The following is a 25342-nucleotide window of genomic DNA, read 5'->3' on the forward strand; positions in this document are numbered from 1 at the left end:
TTGCTTGAATCCGTCCGTTCATAGCGAAAGCGCCATCCCGCGCTGAACCGCGGGCTGTCGCTTTCACTGAACAATACATTATACCATTTGCAAAATCATGCTGTCACTACTACCACACCAATTTCGTGAAATCGGCATACCGCTTCAGATCACCGTCGATGCCGGAGAGCAGCGCAAGGCGATTGGCCCGAACCGCTTCGTCTTCAGCCATCACCATCACCGAATCAAAGAACCCGGTAATCGGCTCCCTTAGTCCACTCAGCAAGGACAAGGAACGTTCGCCGTCCGCTGCCTGCAGCGCGGCGTGGTAATCTGCGCGAATCGCGTTCCAAGCTTCATAAAGCTTGTTTTCTTCCGATTCCGTGAACAGTTCGGCGTTGACAGCGGCCTTGCCCGCCTTGGCAGCCAAATTGCTGACTCGGTTGAAGGACTCTACCGTCGTTTTGAAATCCTGGACGCTCTCCACGGCATTCATTAGCGCATGGCCACGGGATACAACGGACACTACATGATCGAATCCGGCCGTAATGACCGCATCCACCACATCATAACGTTGGTCCTCGGACAACAGCTTTTTCACGCGAAGCCCGAAAAACTCCTTAAGGTCTTTGCGGATTTCGTCCGTCGATCGCTTCAATACGCGAATGTTCTCATGAACCTCGAGCGCCACGCCGAACACGTCGGATAAAGTCACCGGAAGTTTGTGCTCCAGGATGATCTGAACGATGCCCGCAGCCTGACGCCGGAGTGCGTAAGGATCCTGGGAGCCAGTCGGAATAATGCCGATGGAGAAGCATCCTACGATGGTGTCGATTTTATCCGCGATGCTCACGATGGAACCCACCATCGTGGAAGGCACCGAATCGCCGGCAAAGCGAGGCTGGTAATGCTCAAACACCGCTTTGGCCACATGCTCCTTCTCACCGGCTTTTCTTGCGTAATCCTCTCCCATGACCCCCTGCAATTCAGGGAATTCATAAACCATCTGCGTCACCAGATCGAATTTGCAAATATCGGCCGCACGGCTCACGGAATCCGCTGCGTCTGCAGAAACGTTAAGCTTCGCGGACAACTGATCCGAAATCCGGCGGATTCTGCGGACTTTATCGCCGATCGTCCCCAGCTCTTCATGGAAAACGATGCTCTCCAGCTTCGACAGGGCATCCTTGATCTGAAGCTTCTGGTCTTCCTCATAGAAGAATTTCGCATCCGATAACCGGGCCCGCAGCACCTTCTCGTTTCCTCTGGCAATCACGTCGAGGGAGCGGCTGTCCCCGCTGCGAACCGTTACGAAATACGGAAGCAATTGTCCCTGTTTATCCAGCACCGGGAAATAGCGCTGATGCTCACGCATGGAAGTGATCAATACTTCCTGCGGAATATGAAGGAATGAGGAGTCGAACGATCCGTACAGCACGGTTGGAGTCTCAACCAGGAACAATACCTCTTCTAGCAGGTCATCCTTGATCGCGATATTCCAGTCCTTCTCCTGGGCCAGCGCCTGGATTTGCGAAACGATCATCTCCTGGCGCTCATTCACGTCGACGATAACATGCTGTTCGCGAAGCACGTCGCGGTAAGCAGATGCTTCAGGAATTACGGCTTCTCCGCCAAGGAAACGATGCCCGCGAGTTACGTTACCGGCCTTCACGCCCGTAATTTCCAGATTTACCGTCTCGCTGCCCAGCATCGCGACCATCCACTTAATCGGACGGACGAATTTGAATTCGTGCGCTCCCCAGCGCATGTTTTTCGGAAATGTCATCGAAGTCAGAATTCCAAGCAGTCCTTCGGACAGGATGGACTTCGTATCCACGCCGACGCTATTCTTCGTCACGTAAATATACTCGACTCCGCCGAGCTCCTTAAACGTAAAGCTCTCGGGATCAACGCCCTGGCTTTTGGCAAAACCAAGAGCCGCCTTGCTCCACTGCCCGCTGTCATCGAGAGCGATCTTGCGGGAAGGTCCTTTCACTTCCTCGCTGACGTCCTCTTGTTTATCCGCAACGTTCTGAACCCATACCGCCAAGCGGCGCGGGGTGGCAAATGCCGTGACTTCGCCATGCGCGATTCTGGAAGCATCCAGCCATTTGACCAACTTGTCCTGAAGCTGCTCCATCGCGGCGCGCAGAAATCTCGCCGGCACTTCTTCCAGGCCGATTTCAAACAATAAATCCTTAGACATGCTCTGCGCCCCCTTTCTTAATCAGCGGGAAGCCCAGCTTCTCGCGCTCCTCCAAATACGTAGCAGCTACCTGACGAGCCAGGTTGCGCACACGCATGATGTATCCCGTTCTCTCCGTTACGCTGATCGCTCCTCTGGCATCCAGAAGGTTGAACGTGTGCGAGCATTTCAGAACATAATCATAAGCAGGGAACACCAGATGCTGATTCATCGCTTTATTCGCTTCTTCCTCGTACATGTTAAACAGCGTAAACAGCATCTTCACGTCGGACACTTCAAAGGTATATTTCGAATGCTCGAATTCCGGCTGATGGAACACGTCTCCGTAGGTAATGCCGTCTACCCACTCCAGATCGAACACGTTCTCTTTATCCTGGATGTAGGATGCTAGGCGCTCCATGCCGTAGGTAATCTCCACAGCCACCGGATTGGCGTCAATGCCACCAACCTGCTGGAAATACGTAAACTGCGTAATCTCCATGCCATCGAGCCATACTTCCCAACCCAAGCCCCATGCACCGAGCGTTGGCGCTTCCCAGTTGTCCTCGACAAAACGGATGTCATGATCAAGCGGATTGATGCCAAGACGCTCCAAGCTCTCCAAATACAGCTCCTGGATATTGTCAGGCGAAGGTTTGAGAATGACCTGGAATTGGTGATGCTGATACAAACGGTTCGGGTTCTCCCCATAGCGGCCGTCGGCCGGGCGACGGGAAGGCTCAACATAAGCCACGTTCCACGGCTCGGGTCCGATCGAACGCAAATACGTCATCGGGTTCATCGTACCCGCGCCTTTTTCCGTGTCGTACGGCTGCACGATGATGCAATTCTGTTCCGCCCAAAATTGCTGCAGCGTCAAAATCATCTGCTGGAAATTCATGATTTTAGCTCCTTTGTTTTCTTTTTCGAATCCAATCCATCATGCCTGCATTTCTCTGTACAACAAAAAGCTCTCGTCCTACGCCTGTTGTACAGACATAGGGACGAGAGCTGTAGCTTCCCGCGGTTCCACCCTACTTGGCCTTGCTTTCGCTGCCGACGATCTGACGATCTCCAGCGGTAAGCAAAACCCACTTTATCGTTACACCATGCTCCCGGGTGCCCTGTTCATGAATATCTCCCGCCAGGCTTCCACCGCCCCCGGCTCGCTATCATTGGATCGATTATTCACTACTTTCCCGTTCAATGCATGTCAGTATTCAAAAAACTAATAAACTGATAAATATAATACCTTATTCCATACTTTACGTCAAATGTTGTACTTGTCCATTTGGTCCAAAAAGTTTTGCGATTTCAAACGCAGCCCCAACTGCATATCCATCAACGCTCGCATGACTTTTTTGAGCTCGGCCTTCGTTTCGTCCTTTACGTCTACATTGCCCAGCCGCCTCAGGTCCAGGCGTCCAAACAAGCGCAGCAGCTTCAGCGTTCTGGGCGAGATGGCCATCGCCGGCGGATCCAGATGTTTGCAGTAGCGGCACAGCACGCCGCCAAGGCGGGGGCTCACCAGCATATCTTCGTCTTTCCTGGATTGATTGCATGAAATGCAAACATCCAGCTCCGGCCCGTACCCTGCCGCCTGCAAAATTTTCATCTCATACAGATTGATGATAATTTGGGGGTCCTTATCCTCCTGAAGGGCTTCCAGGCAGGCCTTGAGCTGATGAAACCAAAAAGCGCCCGTCTCCTCATCCTGCAGCACCCGATCCAAGAGCTCGCAGGCATAAGAAGCATAGGCGGCTTTTACAAGGTCCTCCCTGAGCCCGTGATGAGATTCCATAATCTCGCCGGCGTTCAAGTTGCCAAGCCCGGTACCATTCCGGAAGAACACATATTCTCCATAAGTAAACAGCTGCGTCAGAGCAGCATGACGGCTTTTCACCTTCTTTGCTCCTCTGACCAGCACGCCTACCTTGCCCGATTCTTTGGTGCAAAGTGTAATGATTTTGTTCCCTTCACCGTAGTCCATGCTGCGGATGACAATCCCTTCCGCCCGATATAGCATGCGCTTTCCCCCAACCATTCCTGGAACAACCAATGATTACTCGTCTTCTTCATGCGGGGCCGCCTCATCTTCAACGGATGCAGCTGCAAGGACCGACTCACCCTCGGCTTCCTTATACAGCAAATACGCATCGACATCTCCAGTCATCGCAAAATACTTCCACGAAAAATCTCGCATTCGTATTCATCCTCTCTTCGGAAATGACGTCTGCATCATCTACGAAAATTAGGATGTGCCTCTAGAGCAGATTTATGAAATGCAATTGTTGGCAGGCGGCTGCCGCGTATGATTTTCCTCGAATCTGCACCGGCTTCATTATTCTCCGCGGTGAAATCCGAGATCACGAAGAACGCGTTCTTGATTGCGCCAATCTTTTTTTACTTTAACCCAGAGCTCCAAGAAAATCTTGGACCCCAGAAGCCTTTGAATATCCTGGCGGGCCTGTCTGCCCACTTCTTTAAGCAGTGCGCCCTGCTTGCCGATAATGATGCCCTTCTGGGAATCGCGTTCTACGAAAATAACGGCGGAAATATAGACGGTTCCGTTCTCTTCGACCCGCATGTCCTCGATGGTGACTGCGATGGAATGAGGCACTTCCTCCCTGGTCATGTGCAAAATTTTCTCGCGAATCAGCTCGGCGCATACGAATTGCTCCGGATGATCCGTCACTTGGTCCTCAGGATAGTACTGCGGGCCTGGCGGCAAATACTTCTGGATCTGCTCGAGCAGCGTGTTCACATTGCTGCCGAGCTTCGCGGAAATCGGGACGATCTCTGCAAAATCATGCAGCTTCCGATACTGCTCGATCAAAGGCAGCAGAGCGGGCGGCTCAATCTTATCGATTTTGTTCATGACCAGGATGATCGGCGTCTTGATCTTCTGCAGCTGCTCGGCGATATACCGGTCTCCCCCGCCGATGCCCTCGGACGCGTCAACCAGGAACAAAGCCGCTTCAACCTCACCCAATGTGCTCAAAGCGGTCTGGTTCATATAATCTCCGAGCTTGGACTGACGCTTATGGATGCCCGGCGTATCCAGAAAGACCACTTGGGAATCCGGGGTCGTATAAACGCCATGGATTTTGTTTCTAGTCGTTTGCGGCTTGTCCGACATGATGGCGATTTTCTGGCCGATCACTTGGTTCATCAACGTCGATTTGCCTACGTTCGGCCTGCCGATAATTGCCACAAAACCGGATTTAAATTGTTTCTTTTGCATACCATGCCTCCGTTACGGTTCCGTATCTACGTGTTGGTGTAATACATGATTTCATACAATATGATTTGGAGTCTTACTGCTTGTTTAAATCCCATGGACCGAACGCCCCCGGCAACAATTCGCTGACGGTCGTCTCCTTGATGTCGCCCTTCATGTTGCCCATAATGACCTTCATCTCGGGCTTGCACAGCTCAACCAGCACTTGCCGGCATACGCCGCACGGCGTGCACGGGCCGTCCGTATCCGCAACGATGGCAATCGCTTGGAAACTCCCCGCTTCATGACCGTCGGCAATCGCCCGGAACAATGCCGTGCGCTCAGCGCAGTTGGTCGGTCCGTAGGCGGCATTCTCCACGTTGCAGCCCAAATGCACCTGTCCGCGCGAATCCAGCAGGGCCGCTCCCACGCCGAATTTCGAATAAGGTATGTACGCCCGCGTGCGCGCCTTAATCGCTTCTTGCATCAACAAACCTGCATCCATATCTAGTCCCTCCTATATCGTTCAACTTGTTAATGACTGTATCCATTCCCATACCGGCTCATAGAAGACCAGAATGCCGATCACGACGGCAAACGCCGCTGCAACGAATGCTGCACCGGCTGCCGTATCCTTAGCCACCCGGGCTAACTCATGTTCGCCTGGCGAGATCAAATCGATGATGGCCTCCACCGCAGTATTGACCAGCTCCGCGATGAATACAGCAGCAACCGCCAATAGTAAAAATAACCAGCGGATTCGATCCAATTGCAGCAAAGCTGCTGCGATGAACACGATCAAGGCAGCAGCAATGTGGATTTTCATATTGCGTTCTGTTTGTACAGCCGTCAAGATGCCTCGTATAGCGCATCTAAAAGCCCTGTATAACGATTGTCTGTGCGGCTTCACTATCTTGTCAATCCTACTTCGGCTAGTACGGCTTCCTGTTTGCCCATCATTTCGGCTTCGCTCGCCTCATCCTGATGGTCATATCCGAGCAAGTGAAGAAATCCGTGAACAAACAGAAAACCCAGCTCACGCTCCAGGGAGTGACCGTATTCTTCGCTTTGCAGCTTCGCCCGAGGGACCGAAATAATGATATCGCCCAGTACATCCGGCACGCTCTCCAGCTCTTCTCCCTCTTCCAGCTCATAAATGATCTCGAGCTCATCGTTCGTTATTTCATTCATTGCAAAGGAGAGCACGTCGGTCGGACGATCGATTCCCCGGTACTCCCGGTTCAATTCATGGATCCCTTCATCATCGACAAAGGTCAGATCAACCTCGCCATCGGTTACGCCTTCCGCCTCTCCGGCCTTCTGCAGAATCGCTTCAAGGAGGGCGATCAATTCCTCGCTAATCTGAAAATCCTCTTGTTCATTATTCCATGCCAGCTGCAGGCTCATTCTTATACGCTCCTTCTCTGTTCCTCACTCGTTGCGGACGTCTCCGATGCGGTCGAGGCTTCGCCGTTCGGCGCGGACAGTTTGGGACGCTTCACATCCTCCGGATATTCGATCCGGGAATGGAAGATCCCCATCACCGTCTCCTTTAACGTCTTGGCGATGATGTCCAGTTCCTTCATCGTTAAATCGCAATCATTAAACTGATGGTCATCCAGACGCCCCTTGATAATCTTCTCGATCATCGATTCGACCTGTTCGACCGTTGGTTTACGCAATGATCGGACGGCCGCTTCCACGCTGTCGGCGATGCCGACAATCGCAGACTCCTTGGATTGGGCCTTCGGCCCCGGATAGCGGAAATCATCCTCCGTGAAATCCGGCTCCACGCCCTGCTCTTCCGCCTGGCGAACCGCCTTATGATAGAAATAGTGTAAAAACGTGGTGCCATGATGCTGCTCCGCAATATCCCTGATCGGCTTGGGCAGCTTGTACTCCTTGAGCATCTCCACGCCATCTCTGGCATGCGCTACGATAATGGATTTGCTCAGCTTCGGTTCTATGGAATCATGCGGATTCTCCATATTGTTCTGATTCTCGATGAAATAGATCGGGCGCTTGGTTTTTCCGATATCGTGATAATATGAACCGACGCGGCACAACAGTCCGTTGGCGCCAATCGCTTCCGCAGCTGCCTCGGACAAGTTGCCGACCATGACGCTGTGATGATATGTGCCCGGCGTCTCTGTCAGCAGTTTACGGAGCAGCGGATGGTTCGGATTCGACAATTCAACCAGCTTCAGCGCCGAGAGAATGCCGAAGGTGACTTCAAAGAACGGCATGAGCCCGATAACCAGGATCGCCGTTAACAGTCCGCCCGCGATGGCAAAGCCGATCGAATACAGCGTTTCCGTCGTAGTCCACGTGTCGTTATTGAGCAGCAGCATAATGAAGACGATCAAGGCGCCGAAGAGAGAAGCCATGATGCCGCCCTTCAGCATCGTCGACCGCTGGCTTGCGCGGTGGATCGAGAAGATCGCCACGCAGGAAGTCACGGCCGCGAATAACCCGAACTTGAAGTCGAACAGTTCCCCTTGAACGTTCAATATGACGCTTGCCATGATGCTGAAGATAATGACGCTGAAATAGGCAAGCGAGGTCTCCAGCAGCAGGGTAACCAGAATCGCGCCGATCGCGACAGGCGCCAAATACCCCACGTACATCTGGGAATCGCTCTGCAGAAATGCGGTCAAATGCATGGTGATCAGCGTGATGACGTACACCAGGACCAGCATCAGCAGCTGCGAATTGTTGTATTTGAATTTGCCCGGCTCCGACTGCCGGATGAACATCAGTATGCCGAGGGACAACAAAACGGACAGGAGCAAAACGCCAAGCTCCGGCCAATAGTTGATGTCGTCCTTCAGCAGCCCGTTCTTGCCGAGCAGCTCGTACAGCTCCGGCGTGATGAGCTGACCCTTTGCCACAAGGATGTCCCCTTGTTTAATAAAGACGGGCGGGGTATTCTCGCGAGCTTCGACCTTCGCATTCTTCGTGGCGACCTCGTCATAGAACTTGTTGGCCGTAATCGTTAAACTCGCCAGTTCCTGAACGACTTCCCTGGCCGTCCGATCATTCAACGAGCTGGTGTTCACTCGTTCCGCCACGCGGGTGCGGGCCGTGTCGGCATCCACGATCTCGTTCAGCATCAGCCTGGAGACGATCTCGCGGGCTACGGGCTTCATCTGGATAATATCTTCCGAATTCAACCGCGGTATCTTAATGAACGTTTCCTCGGGAATCCGATAGGTCTGTTCTTCGATGACCCGCTGCATTTCCTGAAGCAGCTCTTTGGAGTAGGCTTCATTCGTGCTGTTGGCCGACACGAAATTTTGCACGAATTCTCTGGCCATCCGCGGAATTTCTTTGCGATAAATTTCCACCTTTTCAGCCGAGCTGATATCCACGTCCTGGTTCAAACGTTCAATGCGGTCAAGGATCTGCGTAACCAGAACGTCGTTCCGCAGGGGGACGAGAGGGTAGATCGGCTGGACGTTCTCCGCCGCCGCCTCCTGTGCCTTCAGCGTCGCCTTGCTGTCCTCGATTTGAACGGGCGCCACGATGTTCTTTTCGCTTTTCGTATTGACCTGGATGTCATAGCGTTCCGGCAAAAGCTTGGATGCTAGACTGATATAAAAGAGCAAAGCAAGCAGCAGAAACAGAATATAGCGTGTTGCCACGCTATATTTCCATCCGCTGTTTTTACTCCACATGGACTTGTCCGTCGATGGTTCTTTGGAGGCCATTGCGACAATCCCCTTTAATCTTGGTTTTCTGCTGCTTTATCATAAGCGACGATGATTTTTTGTACTAAGGAATGACGTACAACATCCTGTTCGGCAAAATAGACGAATCCGACTTCCTCAATTCCGCTTAATATCGTTTTAGCTTCGATAAGTCCTGATTTTTTTCCCCGCGGCAGGTCAATCTGGGTCACGTCCCCTGTAATGACCATCTTCGAACCGAATCCAAGCCTTGTCAGAAACATCTTCATCTGTTCCGGCGTGGTGTTCTGTGCTTCATCCAAAATAATAAACGAGTCGTCCAGCGTCCGTCCGCGCATGTACGCGAGCGGCGCGATTTCGATCAACCCGCGCTCCAGCGCCTTGGCCGTTTGATCCGGGCCCATGACGTCGTATAACGCATCGTACAAAGGTCTCAGATAAGGGTCAACCTTCTCTTGCAGGTCTCCAGGCAGGAAGCCCAGGCTCTCTCCGGCCTCCACTGCGGGCCTTGTCAGAATGATCCTTTTGACGGATCCTTCCTTCAGCGCGGCTACGGCCAGAACGACGGCCAAATAGGTCTTCCCTGTTCCGGCAGGACCGATGCCGAATACGATGTCCCGCTTCTTGATGGTGGTCACATAGTGCTTCTGACCGATGGTTTTTACTCGAATAGGCTTACCTTTGAAGGTTGTCGTAATCTCGCCCTTGTACAGATCCAGCAGCTGATCGGCTCTCAGATCCTTGGCAAGTTCTACAGCATAAAGAATATCACGCTCGGTCAAAATGTAGCCGTTGCGCACAAGCTGGAGCAGCACTTCAAACAGCTGCTGAAGACTCTCCACATTCCGATGTTGTCCCCGAATCGTGATGACGGCTTCCCGTGAATCGATCGTCGCAGGAATCTCTTTTTCGATTAATTTTAGAAATGTATCTTGTGGTCCGAATAAGGACAGACCTTCTGACGCGCTTTGAAGTAAAATTTGAATGCTGGTCGTTTGCTGTGACAAATAGCCTCATTCTCCTTGATCGTATACTATGGGAAGTTCTTTCGCGATGGTCTCTTCCACCTCGAAAAGCACTTTCATATAAACTTTACCATTCTCTTTCTTATCATGCAAAATTTTTTGGCTTACGAATCTTGAATCGGTCCCATATTTCGCCAAAATATCCCGGCGCGCTCCCTCGATTCCCTCTTTTTTGGCTTCATCCTCGGTAATGGTCCGCTGGACCTCGGTGACCTCCATGATTTTTTCCGTCATCCAGCCGAGCGGCAGCACGCGCGTCCTCCAAGTCAGCGGATCATAGAAGGTCAGGGTCTCCTGCTGCGAATACGGGATTTCCCCGTAGCCCCACAACTGAACGGCACGATCCCCGAACACGATATAGGAGCGCTTCTTTCCTTCGCCCGTATAGACCTTATGCGTTTTTACCAACGGAATTTCGATATCGTATTCATGCCATACCAGACCTCTCACTTCCCCCTTGGCTACGACTCTCTCCGAATTCTCCTCATCCCCAAGAACCCCGGAGATCAGAATGTCGCCCTTCTTCACCCGGCTGTTGATCCCTACTTTAGGAACCCCCTTCTCTGCGTACATTTGAGTAATTACCGCGTCCTGGGTACTGATCAGATGCCTTGGGCTCTGGAGAGGCGGTTTCTCCGGCACGGCTGCCTCGACGATCTGAATGCGTATGCGCGTCCCGTTGCGTTCCACCCCTACCCAAGAGGTTCCCGGAAGACGGACGGTCAAATTGCCGGACAGCTTGTCCATCGATTGCAGCTTGAATATCCATTGAAACGGATAAATGCCCTCCTGTTTGGCCGCATCGAGCACATCTTCCGACGCAATCGTTTCATTCCCCTCGACTTCCACGTTCCATACCATCGACGAAAGCGTCAGCAGAATCATAAAAAACGCAACGACGCCGATAACAAAAGCTTTGCGTTTCAACAGACGTCGTGCTTGAAAAGGATAACCAAACCGCTCCTTGATGCGCGTACGGCAGCCTGTCCGTTTTAACAGCGGACGGAGCCCTTTGAAATCTTTCAGCAGCAGCTTAAACTCTGCTGAATGCGCCCCTGTCGGTGTTACATCCCAAACCGGGGTCCCGGCCTCCGCCAATGAATTGATGAATGCTTCCACATGCTCACCGCGAACGGCAAGCTTCAAATATCCTCGAAGATGGATCATCGTCGGAATCTTCACGGTTTCTCCCCCAATCCTATGTATTGAATATTATGAATGGTGCCAATGATGGTCACCTCGTGGCTTTGAATGGCCTGAATCGCAAGCCCGGTCCCGGAAATTTCCAAAGAACCCTGCGTTAATGACAACACAAGTCGTTCCTCGGAAAAATGCCGGACTCCGCGATGGTTTTCGATATGCAGCTCTTTATTGCCAATCAGGGTCAACCGCGGTAAATCAAATAACAGGTCCTGTGGCAAATCAAGCATTTCTTGGGTCCATTTCTGCAGCTTGCGGCTGATGCGGGACATATGGAGACTTTCCCCCTTCCTGTACTGTACACCTTATGCCCCAGGTTGCCGTTTTATGAGATGAAAAGTAAAAAGACCGCCCCGTCAAAAATCTGACGTGGCGGTCTCCCGCTTCTATGAATCTAAGAATCTATGAATCGCAGCTAACTTCTTAAATCTATGGCTCTGAACACCTCAGATGCGCCCGCCGTTCACCGGCGAGGATTCATGGAGCGTTTGGCGCGCGGGGGACCCAATATCTCAGCCCACACAATGCCGTTTCGAGCCTGTTCAGCAAGAGCCGATCGGCCATTCTTGCTCTGTTCCTGATCCTCGTCGTGGATTTCGACAACGGTTTCCGGTATATCGAGTGTCATCCGGTTCAGATGGGAGTGGATCCGGTCCAGATCCCGCTGCATCATCTCGATTCGATGATCCATACTGTCGTGGCTCGAACTCATTTCAAGCGCACGTTTCATCCGGTCAATCTCTTGATGCTCAAGAGAATATCCGTTTCCGGTATCCGCTTCTTCCTCATCGATCCTGTCGATCCGGGGGCTTTCCTGAACAGGTGCCGGACGGGAGACTTGCGGAGCGGTCTGTACCCGTCTTGCTTCAGGCCGCTGTGGCCGCTGCTGCCCCGGTCTTGCAGGACGGTCCCCTTCGCCGCCGAAGGATGGCATACGGGGGTTTTTCCCGTCCTCAGCGTTCTTGCCGCGCTTTCCGAGGGCGGAGATGATGAAGAAGCCTATAACAGCAACAATGTAAAAATTTTCGATTAACCAGCTCACTATAGGCTCACCTCATCGTGGTTACTTGGTTTTGTTGTCTCCGGAGTTGTCATTATTCTCACCCATCTTACCGAAGGAACCTCTCATTTGCGTATCAGCTTCGATATTCTTCAGGTTCATATAATCCATCACGCCGAGCTGGCCGCTGCGAAGCGCTTCGGCCATCGCCAGCGGAACTTGGGATTCCGATTCCACGACGCGCGCTCTCATTTCCACGACGCGGGCCTTCATCTCCTGCTCTTGCGCTACCGCCATGGCACGGCGCTCTTCCGCCTTCGCTTGGGCAATGCGCTTGTCGGCTTCCGCCTGTTCGGTCTGCAGGTAAGCACCGATGTTTTTGCCTACGTCGACGTCCGCGATGTCGATGGACAGGATTTCAAACGCAGTCCCCGCATCCAAACCTTTGGACAGCACGGTTCTTGAGATCGAATCCGGATTCTCCAGCACGTCTTTATGGGAATTACTTGAACCGACCGTGGTTACGATACCTTCGCCGACACGGGCGATGATCGTTTCTTCCCCTGCGCCCCCGACCAAACGGTCGATGTTGGCGCGCACGGTCACGCGGGCTTTAACCTTCACTTCAATACCGTCTCTCGCCACGGCTGCTACGACCGGCGTCTCGATCACGCGCGGGTTAACGCTCATTTGCACCGCCTGCAGAACATCGCGCCCGGCAAGATCAATCGCCGCAGCTCTTTCAAATTCAAGCGGTATGTTCGCGCGCTGGGCTGCAATCAAGGCGTTGACCACACGGTCTACGTTACCGCCGGCGAGATAGTGACTTTCCAGCTGGTTGATATTAAGACCAAGTCCTGCCTTTGTGGCCTTGATGAGCGGATTCACGATCCGGCTTGGCGTTACGCGCCGCAGGCGCATGGCCACCAATGTAATAATCCCGATGCGCACGCCGGAAGCGAGCGCCGAAATCCAGAGCATTAACGGGAAGAAACTGAAAAACACGCTAAGCAGGATAATCGCGACAACCCCGATTAGAAGAATCGGTACCAAAGAACCATCCAATTCCATATTCGTTTACCCTCCAATATTGAATATTTGCCTTCATCACGTAGAACGTTTAAACACGGGCTCTTTTAATACTACACAATTCCGCGCAGAGGTTCACCCTTTTTCTTCCTCTACCACAATTCGGGTACCGTCCGTCTTGATGACGCGGACCGGTCGGCCGGCATCGATGAAGCCGCCAAGGGTAACCACATCAAGGCGCCGTCCCTCAAGTTCCATCGTTCCAGCGGGCCGAAGCGGCGTTAACGAAGTTCCGACCAAACCGATCAGAACATCCCGATCTTCATTCGGAATATACCCCTGTTCCTTCGATAAGCTGTCGCTGAGTATGAACTTGCGCCACACTCCCCGTTCTTTGAATACGAGGGCAACCACAATGATGGCCACCAGGGCCGATGCCGCTGCAACCCCAAGGGACAGAGCAACATGTGAGGTACTATAAGCCGCCATGACGACGCCGGCAATCAAACTGGCTGAGCCTATGATGCCCAGTATCCCGAAGCTTGGCACAAACAGCTCCATCGCCAGCATCACGATACCGATCACAAACAGCAGCCAGGTCTCCCAACCGGCAAATCCGGCCACCTGGTTGCCGAAGAAATAGAGCACGAATGCAACCACGCCAAGAATCCCCGGAACGCCGAAGCCAGGAACAATGACTTCGATAATCACGCCGGCGATACCGATGAACAACAGCAGCGTCATGACCCCGGGATGCGTAAGAAATGTAGCCAGCTTCTCCGAGAACGTCTGCTCCATCCGGAATACGTCCTGCGTGGAGTAGTCCATCCATGCGATGACCTCTTCGGTGCTGTTCGCAATCGTGTCCGCATATCCTGTCTTCAACGCTTCATCATGCATCAAGGATAGGCCCTCGCCAGGCTGTTTCGTCAATCCGATTTCTGGCATATCGACCCTTAGATTGATATCTGCCATGCCCATCGCGATTTCTTTGTTTCGACCACCCGCTTCGGCAGCTCCTGCCATCTTGCTCTTCCACCAGGAAACCAGCTTGGCATCGTCGATCCGATTGCCTCTGGCATCCACCATATAAGCCGCGCCGATCATGCTGCCCTCGGACATGGCAATCTTGTCTGCATTGAGTGCGATGTAACTGCCGGCCGATGCCGCATCGCCCGTAATGTAAGCCACGATCGGAATCTCGCTGTCCTTCATCAGAGTGGCAATTTCACCCGCTTGGTCGACAAGACCGCCCGGCGTATCGATTTCCAGAACGATGAGTCCTGCCGCCATTTCCTTGGCTTCCTTAAATCCGCGTTCCATAAAGCTGGTTAAGCCTCGTTCGATCGGCTGCTTCACCGGAATGACGTACACCGACCCGATGTTAGCCGCCATCGCGGATTTCATCGGTGCTGCATACATTCCGATCGATATCAGCATCATCACGACGGCTGCCGTTAATGTCAGGAATCTGCGCATCCACAACTTTCCACTCATTTTTCCCCCTCCTTTTCGACTTAATTCAGCCTCCCCCACCCTCATTTCGACAAAACGGGTTCAGCGGCCTGCCTCTTGCATAAGCATATGTATCTACTTGCACTCATATGGTAGTTATTACGAATCAGAAACGATTTCGTTTCAAAAAGTATGCCCATCCACGGAAAAAACCATCGATCAAGGCGCTTTGCCTTCTCCAAGCCCTGCTCCTTCACGACAAAGAAAAAACACCCCTTGAGAAAACAAGGGGTGTTTCACTTATGTTGTTACAGAAATTGTTGAACAACTTGATTGACAAGCTTTCCGTCTGCACGCCCTTTAACTTTCGGCATGAGAGCGCTCATTACTTTACCCATCTCGGCTTTTGAAGAAGCACCGGTTTCCTGGATGGTCTGCTGTACAATGACTTTAATTTCTTCTTCAGTAAGCTGTTCCGGGAGGTAGGCGCTAAGGAGCTCAATTTCTGCTTTTGCATCGGCGGCAAGATCGTCGCGTCCCGCTTTTTCAAATTCTTGGAGGGCATCTTTGCGCTGTTTGATTTCACGACTAAAAATATCAAGCACTTCGTTGTCATCCAAACTTCGTTTCAAATCTATTTCAAGATTTTTTATCGTCGAACGAACCATTCGAATCGTTGAGAGTTTGAACTTGTCCTTACTCTTCATCGCTTGCTTCATATCTTCGTTCAATCGTTCGCTAAGATTCATGCTAGTTCAGATCCTCCTAAAACTTTCTCTTACGAGCAGCCTCGGACTTTTTCTTGCGCTTTACGCTTGGCTTTTCATAATGCTTGCGTTTCTTCACTTCAGCCAATACGCCATCTTTAGCAATGGAACGCTTGAAGCGACGAAGTGCAGCATCAATTGTCTCGTTTTTGCGAACTTTAGTTTCAGACACCAGTTTTCCCTCCCTCCGACCAGACCGTCCAAGAGCATTAACACGGTTCATCAAACTTCATTATAGGGCAAACCGAAATAGGGTGTCAACCTTGGGCGTTTAATTTACGATAGTCCGTGCAATGGAAACACCCCCGCGGCGGCCATGCGCTGCGAGGCTGATATATTTCTTCCTATGTTAAGAAATTATGTATGAGCCGGGGAAATGCCGGTTAATGCGCCTAAGCGGCGGCCGCCCATCAGGTGATAGTGCACGTGGAACACCGTTTGTTCCCCATCGCGACCACAGTTGTTGATTAACCGATAACCGCTCTCCGCAATGCCCAGCTTGGCCGCGGCCTCTTTAGCCGCTTTGTGCATCTCGCCAATCAGCAGCAGGTCCTCATCCCCAATATCGTTCATGGAAGCGATATGCTTCTTCGGAATGATCAAGACATGAACCGGCGCTTCCGGGTTGATGTTTTGAAATACGAGCACCTTATCATTCTCGAGTATCTTCGTGGAAGGAAGCTCACCTTCTACGATTTTACAAAAAACACAATCCATTCGCGGTTACCCCTTTCATACGTGTACGTGCTTTTATCATATAAGAAAACGGGCAGTGCGTCCAATCGATGGAAGATGATCCATATAAAAAAGAGAAGCACCCCTGGAACGCAGCTGTCCAGTAAGGAGGCGCTTCATCACGAGAGCAAGGGAAAAGAAAGGAATCTCTCATGATCAAGCGCCAGCCCGGTGCTTCTTCTATATGTCGGCTTATCTGTACTATAACAGCGCCTTGTTGCTGTTTCCGTGATTTATATCACACCGCCTTATGTTTAGCGGCTACATCGATTCGATTGCAATCCGGGATCCCGCTCCCGCCTGTTCCGCCGGCTGTACCACCAGCTTGCGCGGCAGGCGTGCCCGAAGCTCGGGCACATGGCTGATGATGCCGACGGTTAGCTTATCGGTATGGAGGCGCTCAAGCGCGGTGATGACCGTCTCCAGCAGTTCCGGATCCAGCGTGCCGAACCCTTCGTCGAGGAAAAAGAATTGCAGCGGATATTGCCCGCGCAGCTGGATTTGGGCGGAGAGCGCCAAAGCCAAGGCCAATGAGGTCAGGAACGTCTCGCCGCCGGATAATGTGGATACCGGGCGCCGGACGCCGCCGTTGGCATCGTCCCGAATGACAAAGCCTCCGCCGGAATCCACCTCAAGCGAGTAGCGCTGCTTGGTCAAATAGCGAAGACGCTGGGAGGCCGACTGGCTCACCTGCATCAGCTGTTCTTCCGCAATATATTCAACAAACGCGTTGCCGCGCAAGCAGGACTGCAATTTGGACAAGCGCTCGCTCTCCCGCTGAAGGTCTAGGCGCCGCTCTTCCAATTCCATGAACCGGACGTGTCGCTGGTTCAGGTCTTCCAAATCCCGCTCCGCCCGGGCTCTCGCCTGCAGCGCTTCCTCATCGGCTGCACGGGCGGCCTGAAGCTCGGCTGTGCACCGTTCCCAATCCTCTTCTTGGAACGGGCGGGTGCCAAGCTTCAGTTCGACGTCGCGAAGCCTCAGCGTCCATTCCCGCTGCCCGTCCCGATGCGCTTTCACGAGCTGGGCACATCGTTCGCTTTCTTCCGGGGTTAGACAGGCTTCCATGACGGCATGCTCCGTAGCGAACGGAGAAGCGGCCAGTTGGTTCTCCCAGGCAAGCTTGGCAGCCTCGTGCTGCTCCTGCGCGGCTCTTTCCGCCTGTTCCGCAAGCGCCGCTTCCTTGGCTGCATGCCGAGCCGCCTCCTCTGCCTTCCTGCATTCGCTCCTGGCTTGTTCCGCGGACTCCTTCAGCAGCTTCATCCTGGTCCTGCACTCGCCCAGCATTTCCTCAGCCGACCGGTCTCCGATCCAAGCCTGAAGCCGTTCTTCTTTATCCTTCAGGCCATCCGCCTTTCCTTCCCGCTGCGCATCCCATTGAATCAGCAGCTTTTCGAGCTCAAGCAGCTGCTGCTCCAAGCGGAGGACGGCCTCCTTTTTCTCTTCGATGAATGGAACGCTGCGCTCGAGCCCTTCCTTAATCGATTCGGATTCCGCGTCCTTCTCCTGCATGAGCTGAAAACGGGCAGCTGCCTCTTCCAAAGGAAATTCCGGCTTGCTTTCCTGCCAGGAAGCCAAAATGTCCGCAGCTTCGGTTTCCAACCCGGCTAACTGATCCCGCATCTGTTGCTCTGCCGCTTGTCCATTCTCCAGCGCGGCGCTCTGTTTCACAAGCTCCTGCCGACATGCCAGGAGACTCTGTTGTGCCTTGGAAACTTCCGCTCGGCATTGTCCGACGGCAGCAGCTTGAGCATCAGCCGCTTCTATGAGCCAGGCTGTATCCGAAGCAAGCTTTTCCACGTCATACGGCCCTTCAGCGACAGGCATGGCGGATACCGCCGCTTCCAGCGATCCGCTCTGCCTGAAGGAACTCACGTCAATCAATTCGCCGTCTGCGAAAGTGCCGATCTGCGAACGCGATTGACTCGCCAGCGACTCCGCTTCGCTATGCTGCCCCCGCAGGGTCAGTCTGGCTTCCTGAATTTGATGCGTGATCCGCGTCAGCCGGTCCATGCCCTCATCCAAAGTCTCTTCAGGCTGTCCTGCCGAAACGGCCGGTTGCGGATGATGCTGGCTTCCGCACACGGGACAAGGCTCGCCTTCCCGGAGCTCGGCGGCCAGCGAAAGGGACAGCGCATGAAGCTGTCTGTCCCGAAGCGATCGGCTCATCGCCTGGCTTACCTCGACTGCGGCGGCGGCGATCCGATCGGCAAATGCCGATGCTTCGGCTGCGTCACGCTGCAGGCTGTCAGCCTGCATGGAGAGCTGTATGTAGTCGCGCTGCAGCTCCTGCTCCTGCTTCTGCATGGTGCCCACTCTGGCCTCGAGCTCCTTCAGCTTGCCCTCCTGCGATTTCAACTCGAGCTCGGACTTTTGCTTCTGCTTGCGGACAGCCTCAAGGGCTTGAACTTTCTGCATCGCCAGATGAAGCGCATGGCGCTCCCCTGAACGGGTCTCCAGCCCTTTCAGCTTGCCCTGCAGCTCCTCCTGCCGCCTGCGGCCTCGTTCGAGCAGCTCCTGCTCCTTATGCAGCAGAGCGGTTACCCCTTCGCGGTCTTGACGCGCTTTCGTTCGCTGCGCATCCAGCTTGGCCAGTTCTTCCCGTAGTGCATCACGTTCCCGCTGCAATAAAACGGCCTGCTCCAGCTGCTGCTCCCGAAGCACCAGCTTCGGTTCCTCAGCCCGAAGCGCATCCTGGGCGGCTTCATCCGCCTTCACCGCCTGCTCGGCTGCCTGCTGGGCGGACGCGGCTTGCGCCAGGAGCCCTTCGGCAGTCCGCCGCCGCTGATCCCATGCCTTGCCGGATTCGCGCCATGCCTCAAGCGCGGGGAGAACGGCGGCCGCAGCCCCTGTCAGCTCAAGGCGGCGTTCCAACCGCTGCATCTCTTCCTCATGCTGGGCAAGCTCGTCCAGCTTCCCCTGCAGCCGCCGCTTTTCAATATCCAGCTCGCGAATTTTTCCCATAGCTTCATGGGCTTCCATGGCGGCTTGGAGTTGATTGCGGGATAACGCCGCGTGTTTCTTGGCATGTTCCAGCACCGCAGTCGCTTCCGCCAAAGCTTCTTTGCCTGCGCTTCCAAGACCCTGCTGTTCCGCTTCGACCGATTTCAGAGAACCCTCCGTATCCTTAACACGGCGGCTGAGCTTGATCGCAAGCTGATCCCCGTACCGTTCCAAATGGAACAACCGCTGCAGCATCTGCCGGCGTTCGCTCCCCTTCAGGGAAAGGAATTCGGCGAACTTTCCCTGCGGAAGCACGACCGCCCGGGTAAAATCGTCCATTTTGAGCCCGATTTTCTCTTCAACGCAGCGGGTGACCTCGGCCAATTTATCCGCCACCACCTGATCCCCTTCGGGGGTAACGCGAATGAAACGGCTCACCGTATTGCTGATGGAAAGCTCGTTAACCCGTTTGAACCTGCGCTCTACCCGGTATCGCTCCAGCCCGGCCGCGGAAGACAACTCAAACGTAAAGGAGACGGACAGACCGTCCTCCGAGTGGTTCATGATGCCCTGGGTTCCGTTAACCGCGCGCTCCACTTTTCCGTACATGGCTAAGGTAATCGCATCCAGCAGCGTGGACTTCCCGCTGCCCGTCGGTCCGAAAATACCGAAGAGCCCGGTTTCGCACAACGTTTCGAAATCAATCTCCTGCGTGCTTCGGTAGCTCTGCAGTCCGGATAACTTCAACAAAATCGGCTTCATTCTAAGACTTCACCTCCGTGCCGTCAGACTCAGACTCCTCTTCCTCAACCAGCTCCAGAAATAAATCGACCAGGTGATCCTCAGGCTCAGCTCCCCCGGTTTGCCGTTGGTAGAACTTTCGGAACAGGTCCGGCAGCGGCAGCCTTGTGCGCTCGCTCTCCAGCTCCAACGCTTCCATCTCCGGGTATACCGGACGAATGTGGACGATGCCGTCCCTGCTCTTGCGCAGCCGCTGAATATCGGCAAGCCCCATGGCCTCCGTTAAGGATACCTCCAGATCAATGAAAGCCTCGGGATCCCGCCCCTCATCCAGCCAGCGGTAGACTTCATCCAAGCCGCCTTTGGCCTTCCATCGGACAAGCGGGCGGCCGCTGCTGAGAAACAGCTCCTCAATCACGGGAGCTCCGCCCGGCGATACGTCAACCATGGTCACCGATTTCGCCTGTCCCGCTTCCGAGAAGCTGTAGGCCAGCGGGGATCCGCTGTAGCGGATCATCCCCTCCCCTTTCACAGCCTGGGAACGATGCAGGTGACCCAGCGCCGTATAGGCAGCGCCGACAGCGAGTGCCAACGGATCAACCGTGTACGCTCCCCCGACTTGAATCGGACGCTCGGAATCGCTCTCGACGCCGCCAAGGACATAGATATGGCTCATCGCCAAATTGACCGTCTGCGGAGAAAATTCCCTTGCCATCATCCTCATCAGTTTTCCGACTCTCTCGCTGTAGGCGCGGCGAAGCTGATCCTCATCCCCGTCGACCGATAACAACTCGTTGAGCCTGGCCTCTGACGGGTAGGGCAGAGCAGCGATCTTGGCCGTTTCTCCGGTGCGGGCTGCGGCAACCGTTACCGCATCGGCGATAGGTGTCCCTATTAGCGTTATGCCTCTGGCTGCAACAAGCGGCGTAACGGATGCAACCCGTTCCGGCTGATCATGGTTGCCTGCAATGACCACCATGGGGCGGCCTCCCTCCGTAAGCCTGGCGGCCGCTTCGTAAAACAACTGCTCGGCTGACGCAGGCGGATTCACGGAATCATAAACATCCCCCGCCATGAGGATCAGGTCCGCCTGCTGATCGTCCGCCAGCTTAACCAGCTCATCCAGAAAGCGCTCCTGCTCGGCAAGCCGGCTTCGGCCTTCGAGCGTGCGCCCCAGATGCCAGTCCCCGGTATGCAAAATACGCATCGATAATCTCCTCTCCCGCTTCAAACGTCTAACAAAACATAACTTACCGAAAGGTTATACCTGTACGGCATGTCCCCCATCAAAAAAGTACAGCCATTTCTCATGCACAGGCTCGCCTAAAATATCCTCCAAAGCCTTTGCATACAGGTCCAGCTGAAAACGATACTGGTCAGCCAAGGCCGTCAGGCCGCCGCGATGCTCCAGCACCCGGTCGGTCTTATAATCAAGCAGCACAAGGCGGCCGTTATGCCTGAACATGCAGTCCACAACCCCTTGGATCAGCACCGTTTCGTCCCGCAGCAGCTCCATCTCGGGCAATCCTTGGGCCGAGTGTTCGGAAATCGGGTCCAGAAAAGCCAGCCCCTGATAAGCTTCTGCCGCTGGGAGCGCATAGGAAAACGGCATCTCGCGCCAGACATCCTCTGCTGACAGCAGCCGTTTTCCAAGGTCGCAAGCAAAAAGGCCGCTAATCTCGGCTGCTTCCACCGCGGAAGCCTGCTCACCGGTGACGATCTCCTTTTCCACCAGATAGCGGATGGTTTCTTCGATATCCGCTGTCGGTTCTGCAGCGTCTTCCAGCCGTTGAAGCGGCAGATGCTGCATGATGGTATGATAGACGGTTCCCCGCTCGGCGGGCGTCAGCTTTGTGGACTCCATAAATTTCGGCCGCCGCAGGTTCAGCGTGAAGGAAGTGCTTGCGTCGATGCGTTCCCTGCTCTGGCGTTTCACGGCCCGTTCTTCCAGCAAATCCAAGGAGGGGCTGTCCTGCAGGGCAAGCAGCTTTTTCATCTCCGTAACGGACGTTTTGGCCGATATTTGACTGACCGCTTCATAACGATAATTCCACGACAACCGCTGATCGATGGAAGCCCGCTGAACATCCGTCCCCTCCTCTTCCGCTTCGGCAATCGCAGATTCCGGGACAGGCTCGAGCCTGAGCAGGGCATTCAGCTTCGTCATCCGATTTTCGCTGTCCGCCTGAACGTCATCGCTCATGCCGGTCATGCCCTGTGCCAGGGATTCCGGCGTTTCAATCGAGAATATCCATTGCGATCGGTCTGCCGCTAACGCGCGCGAGCTCGTCTCTTCCGGCAATCCCGACTGTCCGCGGAGCGGACCCGCAGACGGATGCCGTATCACGGCCGGACCGATCCAATCCAGGTAGCTCCGTCCCCGGGCAAGGACGTAATCCGGCAGAAGTTGCTCCGGGTAAAAATCGGCCTGTGCCCAAGCAGACACCTTTTTCGGCAAATCCTTCACCGTGCCGACCAGAATCATCTTCTCTTTCGGCCTTGTAAGCGCAACGTAGAGCACCCGCATCTCCTCGGCCAGCAGCTCCAGCTGCGATCTGCGCCGAATCGCCAGGTTTGGCAGCGTCGGGTAGCTTACGCGCATGCCTTCATCCACGAACTTCGGTCCGAAGCCAAGCTCCTTATGCATCAGGAAGGGGGCGTTCAAATCCTGTTGGTTGAAATTTTTGGACAATCCCGCCACGAACACGACCGGAAACTCCAGGCCCTTGCTCTTGTGAATGGTCATCAGGCGCACCGCGTTGCCCTGGCTTTCCGTGCCTCCGGCCGTGCCAAGATCCCCGCCGCGCTCGCGGAGACGCGAGATAAAGGTCAGAAAACGGAAGAGCCCTCTGGAGGCTGTGTCCTGTTCATACTGCACGGCCCGGTCATATAGGGCGGTCAAATTGCCCTGACGCTGCTTGCCGCCGGGCAAGCCGCCAACCCAATCCAAATATCCGGTTTCGCCGTAGATCCCCCAGATCAGATCGCTCAGGCTTCCCTGACGCGCTTCCTGCCGCCAGCGCTGCAGCCGATCCATAAACAATCCAAGTTTGGCGCCCAGCTCCGCCGATATTTCGATAGCATGGACCTCCGAAGTCAGCGGGGCATCCGAAAGATGGCTGCCTGCTACGAGTTCATGACCGGCGGCGGCTTCGGCCAGGCTTTCCAGTCCTGCGCCCGGCGTCCATTTTCCGTCGACGAAGCCCATAGGGCGTGCCGGATCCATGACCGGCGGCGCGACGCTTACCGAGACCGCCGCCTTCAGCGCATCGTAATAAGTCCCTTTCGCGCACAGGCGCACCTGTGCCATCTCTTCCTCGGATAATCCAAGAAGGGGCGAGCGCAATACCGAAGCCAAAGGAATGTCCTGCCGCGGATTATCGATCACCTGCAGCAGCGATAAAATGATCTCCACTTCCGTAGCCTGAAAGTATCCCTTGTTCTGCTCGCCGAATGCCGGTATTCCCTCCTGCCTTAACTCCTCGATCATTAACGGTGCCCAGACCATGGCGGAGCGCAGCAAAATGACCATGTCTCCATACCCGGCGGGCCGCATCGTTTTCAACCCTTTATCGTAAACCATGAGCGGCTTTCCGCTTTCGCCTGTCATTTCGCGGATTTTGCGGGCGATGGCGCGGGCTTCCAGCTGGGCGGTTTCCATTTCGAGCGCCTCGGCCTCAAGCAGAACCCCGTCCTCTTCGGAAGCCGATTCATCGGACTGCTCCTCCGGACCTTTTCCGGCACGGTCGATCAGCAGCATTTCGGGCATGTAGGGATTCGCGCCTCCGTTCGTTTCCTGTTCCGGAAAAGAAGCTCCGCATACAAGCTCGGCCCGTTCATCATAGGCAATCTCGGCTACCGATTCGTTCATGATCTGCCGGAACAGCAAATTGACGGCGTCCACCACTTCCATCCGGCTGCGGAAATTACGGGCCAGATCAATTCGGATGCCTGTTTGGGACGTGCCTGTCCCGGAAGAAAACGTCTTGTACTTATCGAGAAACAGTCCCGGTTCCGCCAGACGGAACCGATAAATACTCTGCTTCACGTCGCCGACCATAAACCGGTTGCCCGGCATCTCCCGGGAAATCAATCGTACGATGTCTTCCTGCACGCTGTTTGTATCTTGATATTCGTCCAGCAGCACTTCATCAAACTGCTCGCGGTATTCCATCGCCGCATCGGAAGGCATCATATGGCCCGGCACGGAATCGGGATGGCGAAGGATATGGAGGCAGTAATGCTCAAGGTCGTTAAAGTCGACCATGCCTTTTGCCGCCTTGGCCTCCCGGTATCGCTCGCCAAACGCGATCACCGTCTCGGCCAGCTCCATCATCAGCGGCGCTGCCGTGTGAAGCTCCCGCAAAAACTCCGATGCCGGACGGCCGAACAATGCATTTTTCAGCTCATTTACGATTTTCTTCACGTTGTCGCGCAGTTCCTTGACCTGCTCCTGCAGCTCCGGCAGCACCTCATCCTTCCGAACGGATTTGAGCTTGCCGAAAGACGCCTCGCGGAAAATGCCGTACAACGATTCCCACGGCGAAGTATCGATGGCCTCCAGCAGGGAAGCCACCAGTCGCAAGTCCTCATCGAGATTGTCCGCATACGGTGTTGGCCCTCCCGGCTGCATGGCAATGGCCTTGGCTTGCTGCAGCAGCCCTGCCGCTCCGTTCAAAGCCAGGCGTGCATCAGCCAAGATGCTCTGGACCCATGGCGTGTTACCGAGGGCTTCCGTATCGGCCACCTGAAAGCCGGCGGCTGTCTCCCTAAGCCAATGCGACGGCCATGAATGGCTGCGGGAGAAATCGTATAGACGCTGCACGAGACGGTACAGCGCATCGTCCGTTCGCTCGCCGCTGAACCAGTCCGCCAAGCGCAGAAACCGGTTTTCCGGGTCCCCCTCCGCCTCTCCGTATTTCTCTTCGAACAGCTCCTCCAGCATATCCTGCCGCATTAAATCCGCCTCATGTTCGTTCAGGATGCGGAATCCCGGATCCAGCGGTATTAACTGATAATATCGCCGAATGACTTCCATGCAGAAGGAGTGCAGCGTTGTAATCGACGCTCTGCCAAGCAAAGCGAGCTGACGCCGGATATGCTCATTGTCCGGATCCCGGTCCAGCTCACGGTCCAGCGCTTCCCGGATCCGTCCCCGCATTTCGGCAGCGGCAGCTTTCGTAAAGGTAGCCACAAGCAGCCGATCTACGCTGAACCCTGCGGCATCGTCCAGGATTTTGCGAATGATCCGTTCAACCAGCACGGCGGTTTTCCCTGAACCTGCCGCAGCTGCAACCAGCATATCGTCGCCCGACAGCGCAATGGCTTTCCACTGGTCGTCGCTCCACATGCTTCCCTCGGGTTTTGCTATCAT

21 protein-coding genes are annotated in these 25342 nt (G+C 54.4%); all 21 read right to left on the reverse strand.

Annotation, left to right across the window (positions count from 1 at the left end; translation table 11 throughout):
• Positions 1-109: 109 nt before the first annotated feature.
• A complete protein-coding gene (glyS, locus tag BMX45_RS21895; protein WP_090911826.1) occupies positions 110-2185 on the reverse strand; it encodes a glycine--tRNA ligase subunit beta in 2076 nt (691 codons plus the stop codon).
• Entirely contained in the window at positions 2178-3065 is an 888-nt protein-coding gene (gene glyQ, locus BMX45_RS21900) for a glycine--tRNA ligase subunit alpha (protein WP_090911828.1), read from the reverse strand. Before glyQ ends, glyS begins: the two co-directional genes overlap by 8 nt.
• A 369-nt stretch (positions 3066-3434) precedes the next feature.
• Positions 3435-4190 (reverse strand): DNA repair protein RecO, encoded by a 756-nt coding sequence (gene recO, locus BMX45_RS21905; protein ID WP_009590819.1) that lies wholly within the window; start codon positions 4188-4190, stop codon positions 3435-3437.
• Between the two features lie 36 nt (positions 4191-4226).
• Positions 4227-4367 (reverse strand): YqzL family protein, encoded by a 141-nt coding sequence (locus BMX45_RS21910; RefSeq protein ID WP_090911830.1) that lies wholly within the window; start codon positions 4365-4367, stop codon positions 4227-4229.
• Positions 4368-4505: 138 nt separating this feature from the next.
• The gene (gene era, locus BMX45_RS21915; protein WP_015734202.1) at positions 4506-5408 is read right to left on the reverse strand and encodes a GTPase Era; all 903 of its coding nucleotides are present in this window, start codon (positions 5406-5408) and stop codon (positions 4506-4508) included.
• Positions 5409-5481: 73 nt separating this feature from the next.
• Positions 5482-5889, reverse strand: a complete 408-nt coding sequence (gene cdd / locus BMX45_RS21920) for a cytidine deaminase (protein WP_090911832.1) — start codon at positions 5887-5889, stop codon at positions 5482-5484.
• 21 nt (positions 5890-5910) lie between these two features.
• Positions 5911-6294, reverse strand: a complete 384-nt coding sequence (locus tag BMX45_RS21925; protein ID WP_090911834.1) for a diacylglycerol kinase family protein — start codon at positions 6292-6294, stop codon at positions 5911-5913.
• Positions 6294-6791 (reverse strand): rRNA maturation RNase YbeY, encoded by a 498-nt coding sequence (gene ybeY, locus BMX45_RS21930; RefSeq protein WP_009590805.1) that lies wholly within the window; start codon positions 6789-6791, stop codon positions 6294-6296. Before ybeY ends, BMX45_RS21925 begins: the two co-directional genes overlap by 1 nt.
• A gap of 2 nt (positions 6792-6793) precedes the next feature.
• Positions 6794-9094 carry an HD family phosphohydrolase gene (locus BMX45_RS21935; RefSeq protein WP_036666063.1) on the reverse strand — a complete coding sequence of 767 codons (2301 nt, stop codon included), beginning with the start codon at positions 9092-9094 and terminating at the stop codon, positions 6794-6796.
• A gap of 14 nt (positions 9095-9108) precedes the next feature.
• On the reverse strand, positions 9109-10080 hold the full coding sequence (locus BMX45_RS21940) for a PhoH family protein (protein ID WP_009590792.1): 972 nt from the start codon (positions 10078-10080) through the stop codon (positions 9109-9111).
• Positions 10081-10086: 6 nt separating this feature from the next.
• Entirely contained in the window at positions 10087-11280 is a 1194-nt protein-coding gene (gene yqfD, locus BMX45_RS21945) for a sporulation protein YqfD (protein ID WP_090911837.1), read from the reverse strand.
• Positions 11277-11570, reverse strand: a complete 294-nt coding sequence (yqfC, locus tag BMX45_RS21950; protein ID WP_009590797.1) for a sporulation protein YqfC — start codon at positions 11568-11570, stop codon at positions 11277-11279. The genes yqfD and yqfC overlap by 4 nt, the downstream gene beginning before the upstream one ends.
• Positions 11571-11761: 191 nt before the next feature.
• Positions 11762-12340 carry a single stranded DNA-binding domain-containing protein gene (locus tag BMX45_RS21955; RefSeq protein WP_090911839.1) on the reverse strand — a complete coding sequence of 193 codons (579 nt, stop codon included), beginning with the start codon at positions 12338-12340 and terminating at the stop codon, positions 11762-11764.
• A 21-nt stretch (positions 12341-12361) separates the two neighbouring features.
• Entirely contained in the window at positions 12362-13369 is a 1008-nt protein-coding gene (gene floA, locus BMX45_RS21960; RefSeq protein WP_036666067.1) for a flotillin-like protein FloA, read from the reverse strand.
• Positions 13370-13462: 93 nt separating this feature from the next.
• The gene (locus BMX45_RS21965; RefSeq protein WP_090911841.1) at positions 13463-14824 is read right to left on the reverse strand and encodes an NfeD family protein; all 1362 of its coding nucleotides are present in this window, start codon (positions 14822-14824) and stop codon (positions 13463-13465) included.
• Positions 14825-15090: 266 nt separating this feature from the next.
• Positions 15091-15531: a GatB/YqeY domain-containing protein gene (locus BMX45_RS21970; protein WP_006209020.1), complete on the reverse strand. Its 441-nt coding sequence runs from the start codon at positions 15529-15531 to the stop codon at positions 15091-15093.
• 16 nt (positions 15532-15547) lie between these two features.
• Positions 15548-15721, reverse strand: a complete 174-nt coding sequence (gene rpsU, locus BMX45_RS21975; RefSeq protein WP_005547957.1) for a 30S ribosomal protein S21 — start codon at positions 15719-15721, stop codon at positions 15548-15550.
• Positions 15722-15906: 185 nt separating this feature from the next.
• Positions 15907-16266 (reverse strand): histidine triad nucleotide-binding protein, encoded by a 360-nt coding sequence (locus tag BMX45_RS21980; RefSeq protein ID WP_015734194.1) that lies wholly within the window; start codon positions 16264-16266, stop codon positions 15907-15909.
• Positions 16267-16545: 279 nt separating this feature from the next.
• A complete protein-coding gene (locus BMX45_RS21985; protein WP_090911845.1) occupies positions 16546-19989 on the reverse strand; it encodes an AAA family ATPase in 3444 nt (1147 codons plus the stop codon).
• 1 nt (position 19990) lies between these two features.
• Positions 19991-21175, reverse strand: coding sequence for an exonuclease SbcCD subunit D (locus BMX45_RS21990; protein WP_090911847.1), 1185 nt, complete (start codon positions 21173-21175; stop codon positions 19991-19993).
• Positions 21176-21229: 54 nt separating this feature from the next.
• Complete coding sequence (gene addA, locus BMX45_RS21995) at positions 21230-25342, reverse strand: helicase-exonuclease AddAB subunit AddA (protein WP_090912135.1); 4113 nt, start codon at positions 25340-25342, stop codon at positions 21230-21232.

Source organism: Paenibacillus sp. cl141a (genome assembly GCF_900109305.1).
GTDB lineage: Bacteria > Bacillota > Bacilli > Paenibacillales > Paenibacillaceae > Paenibacillus_AQ > Paenibacillus_AQ lautus_A.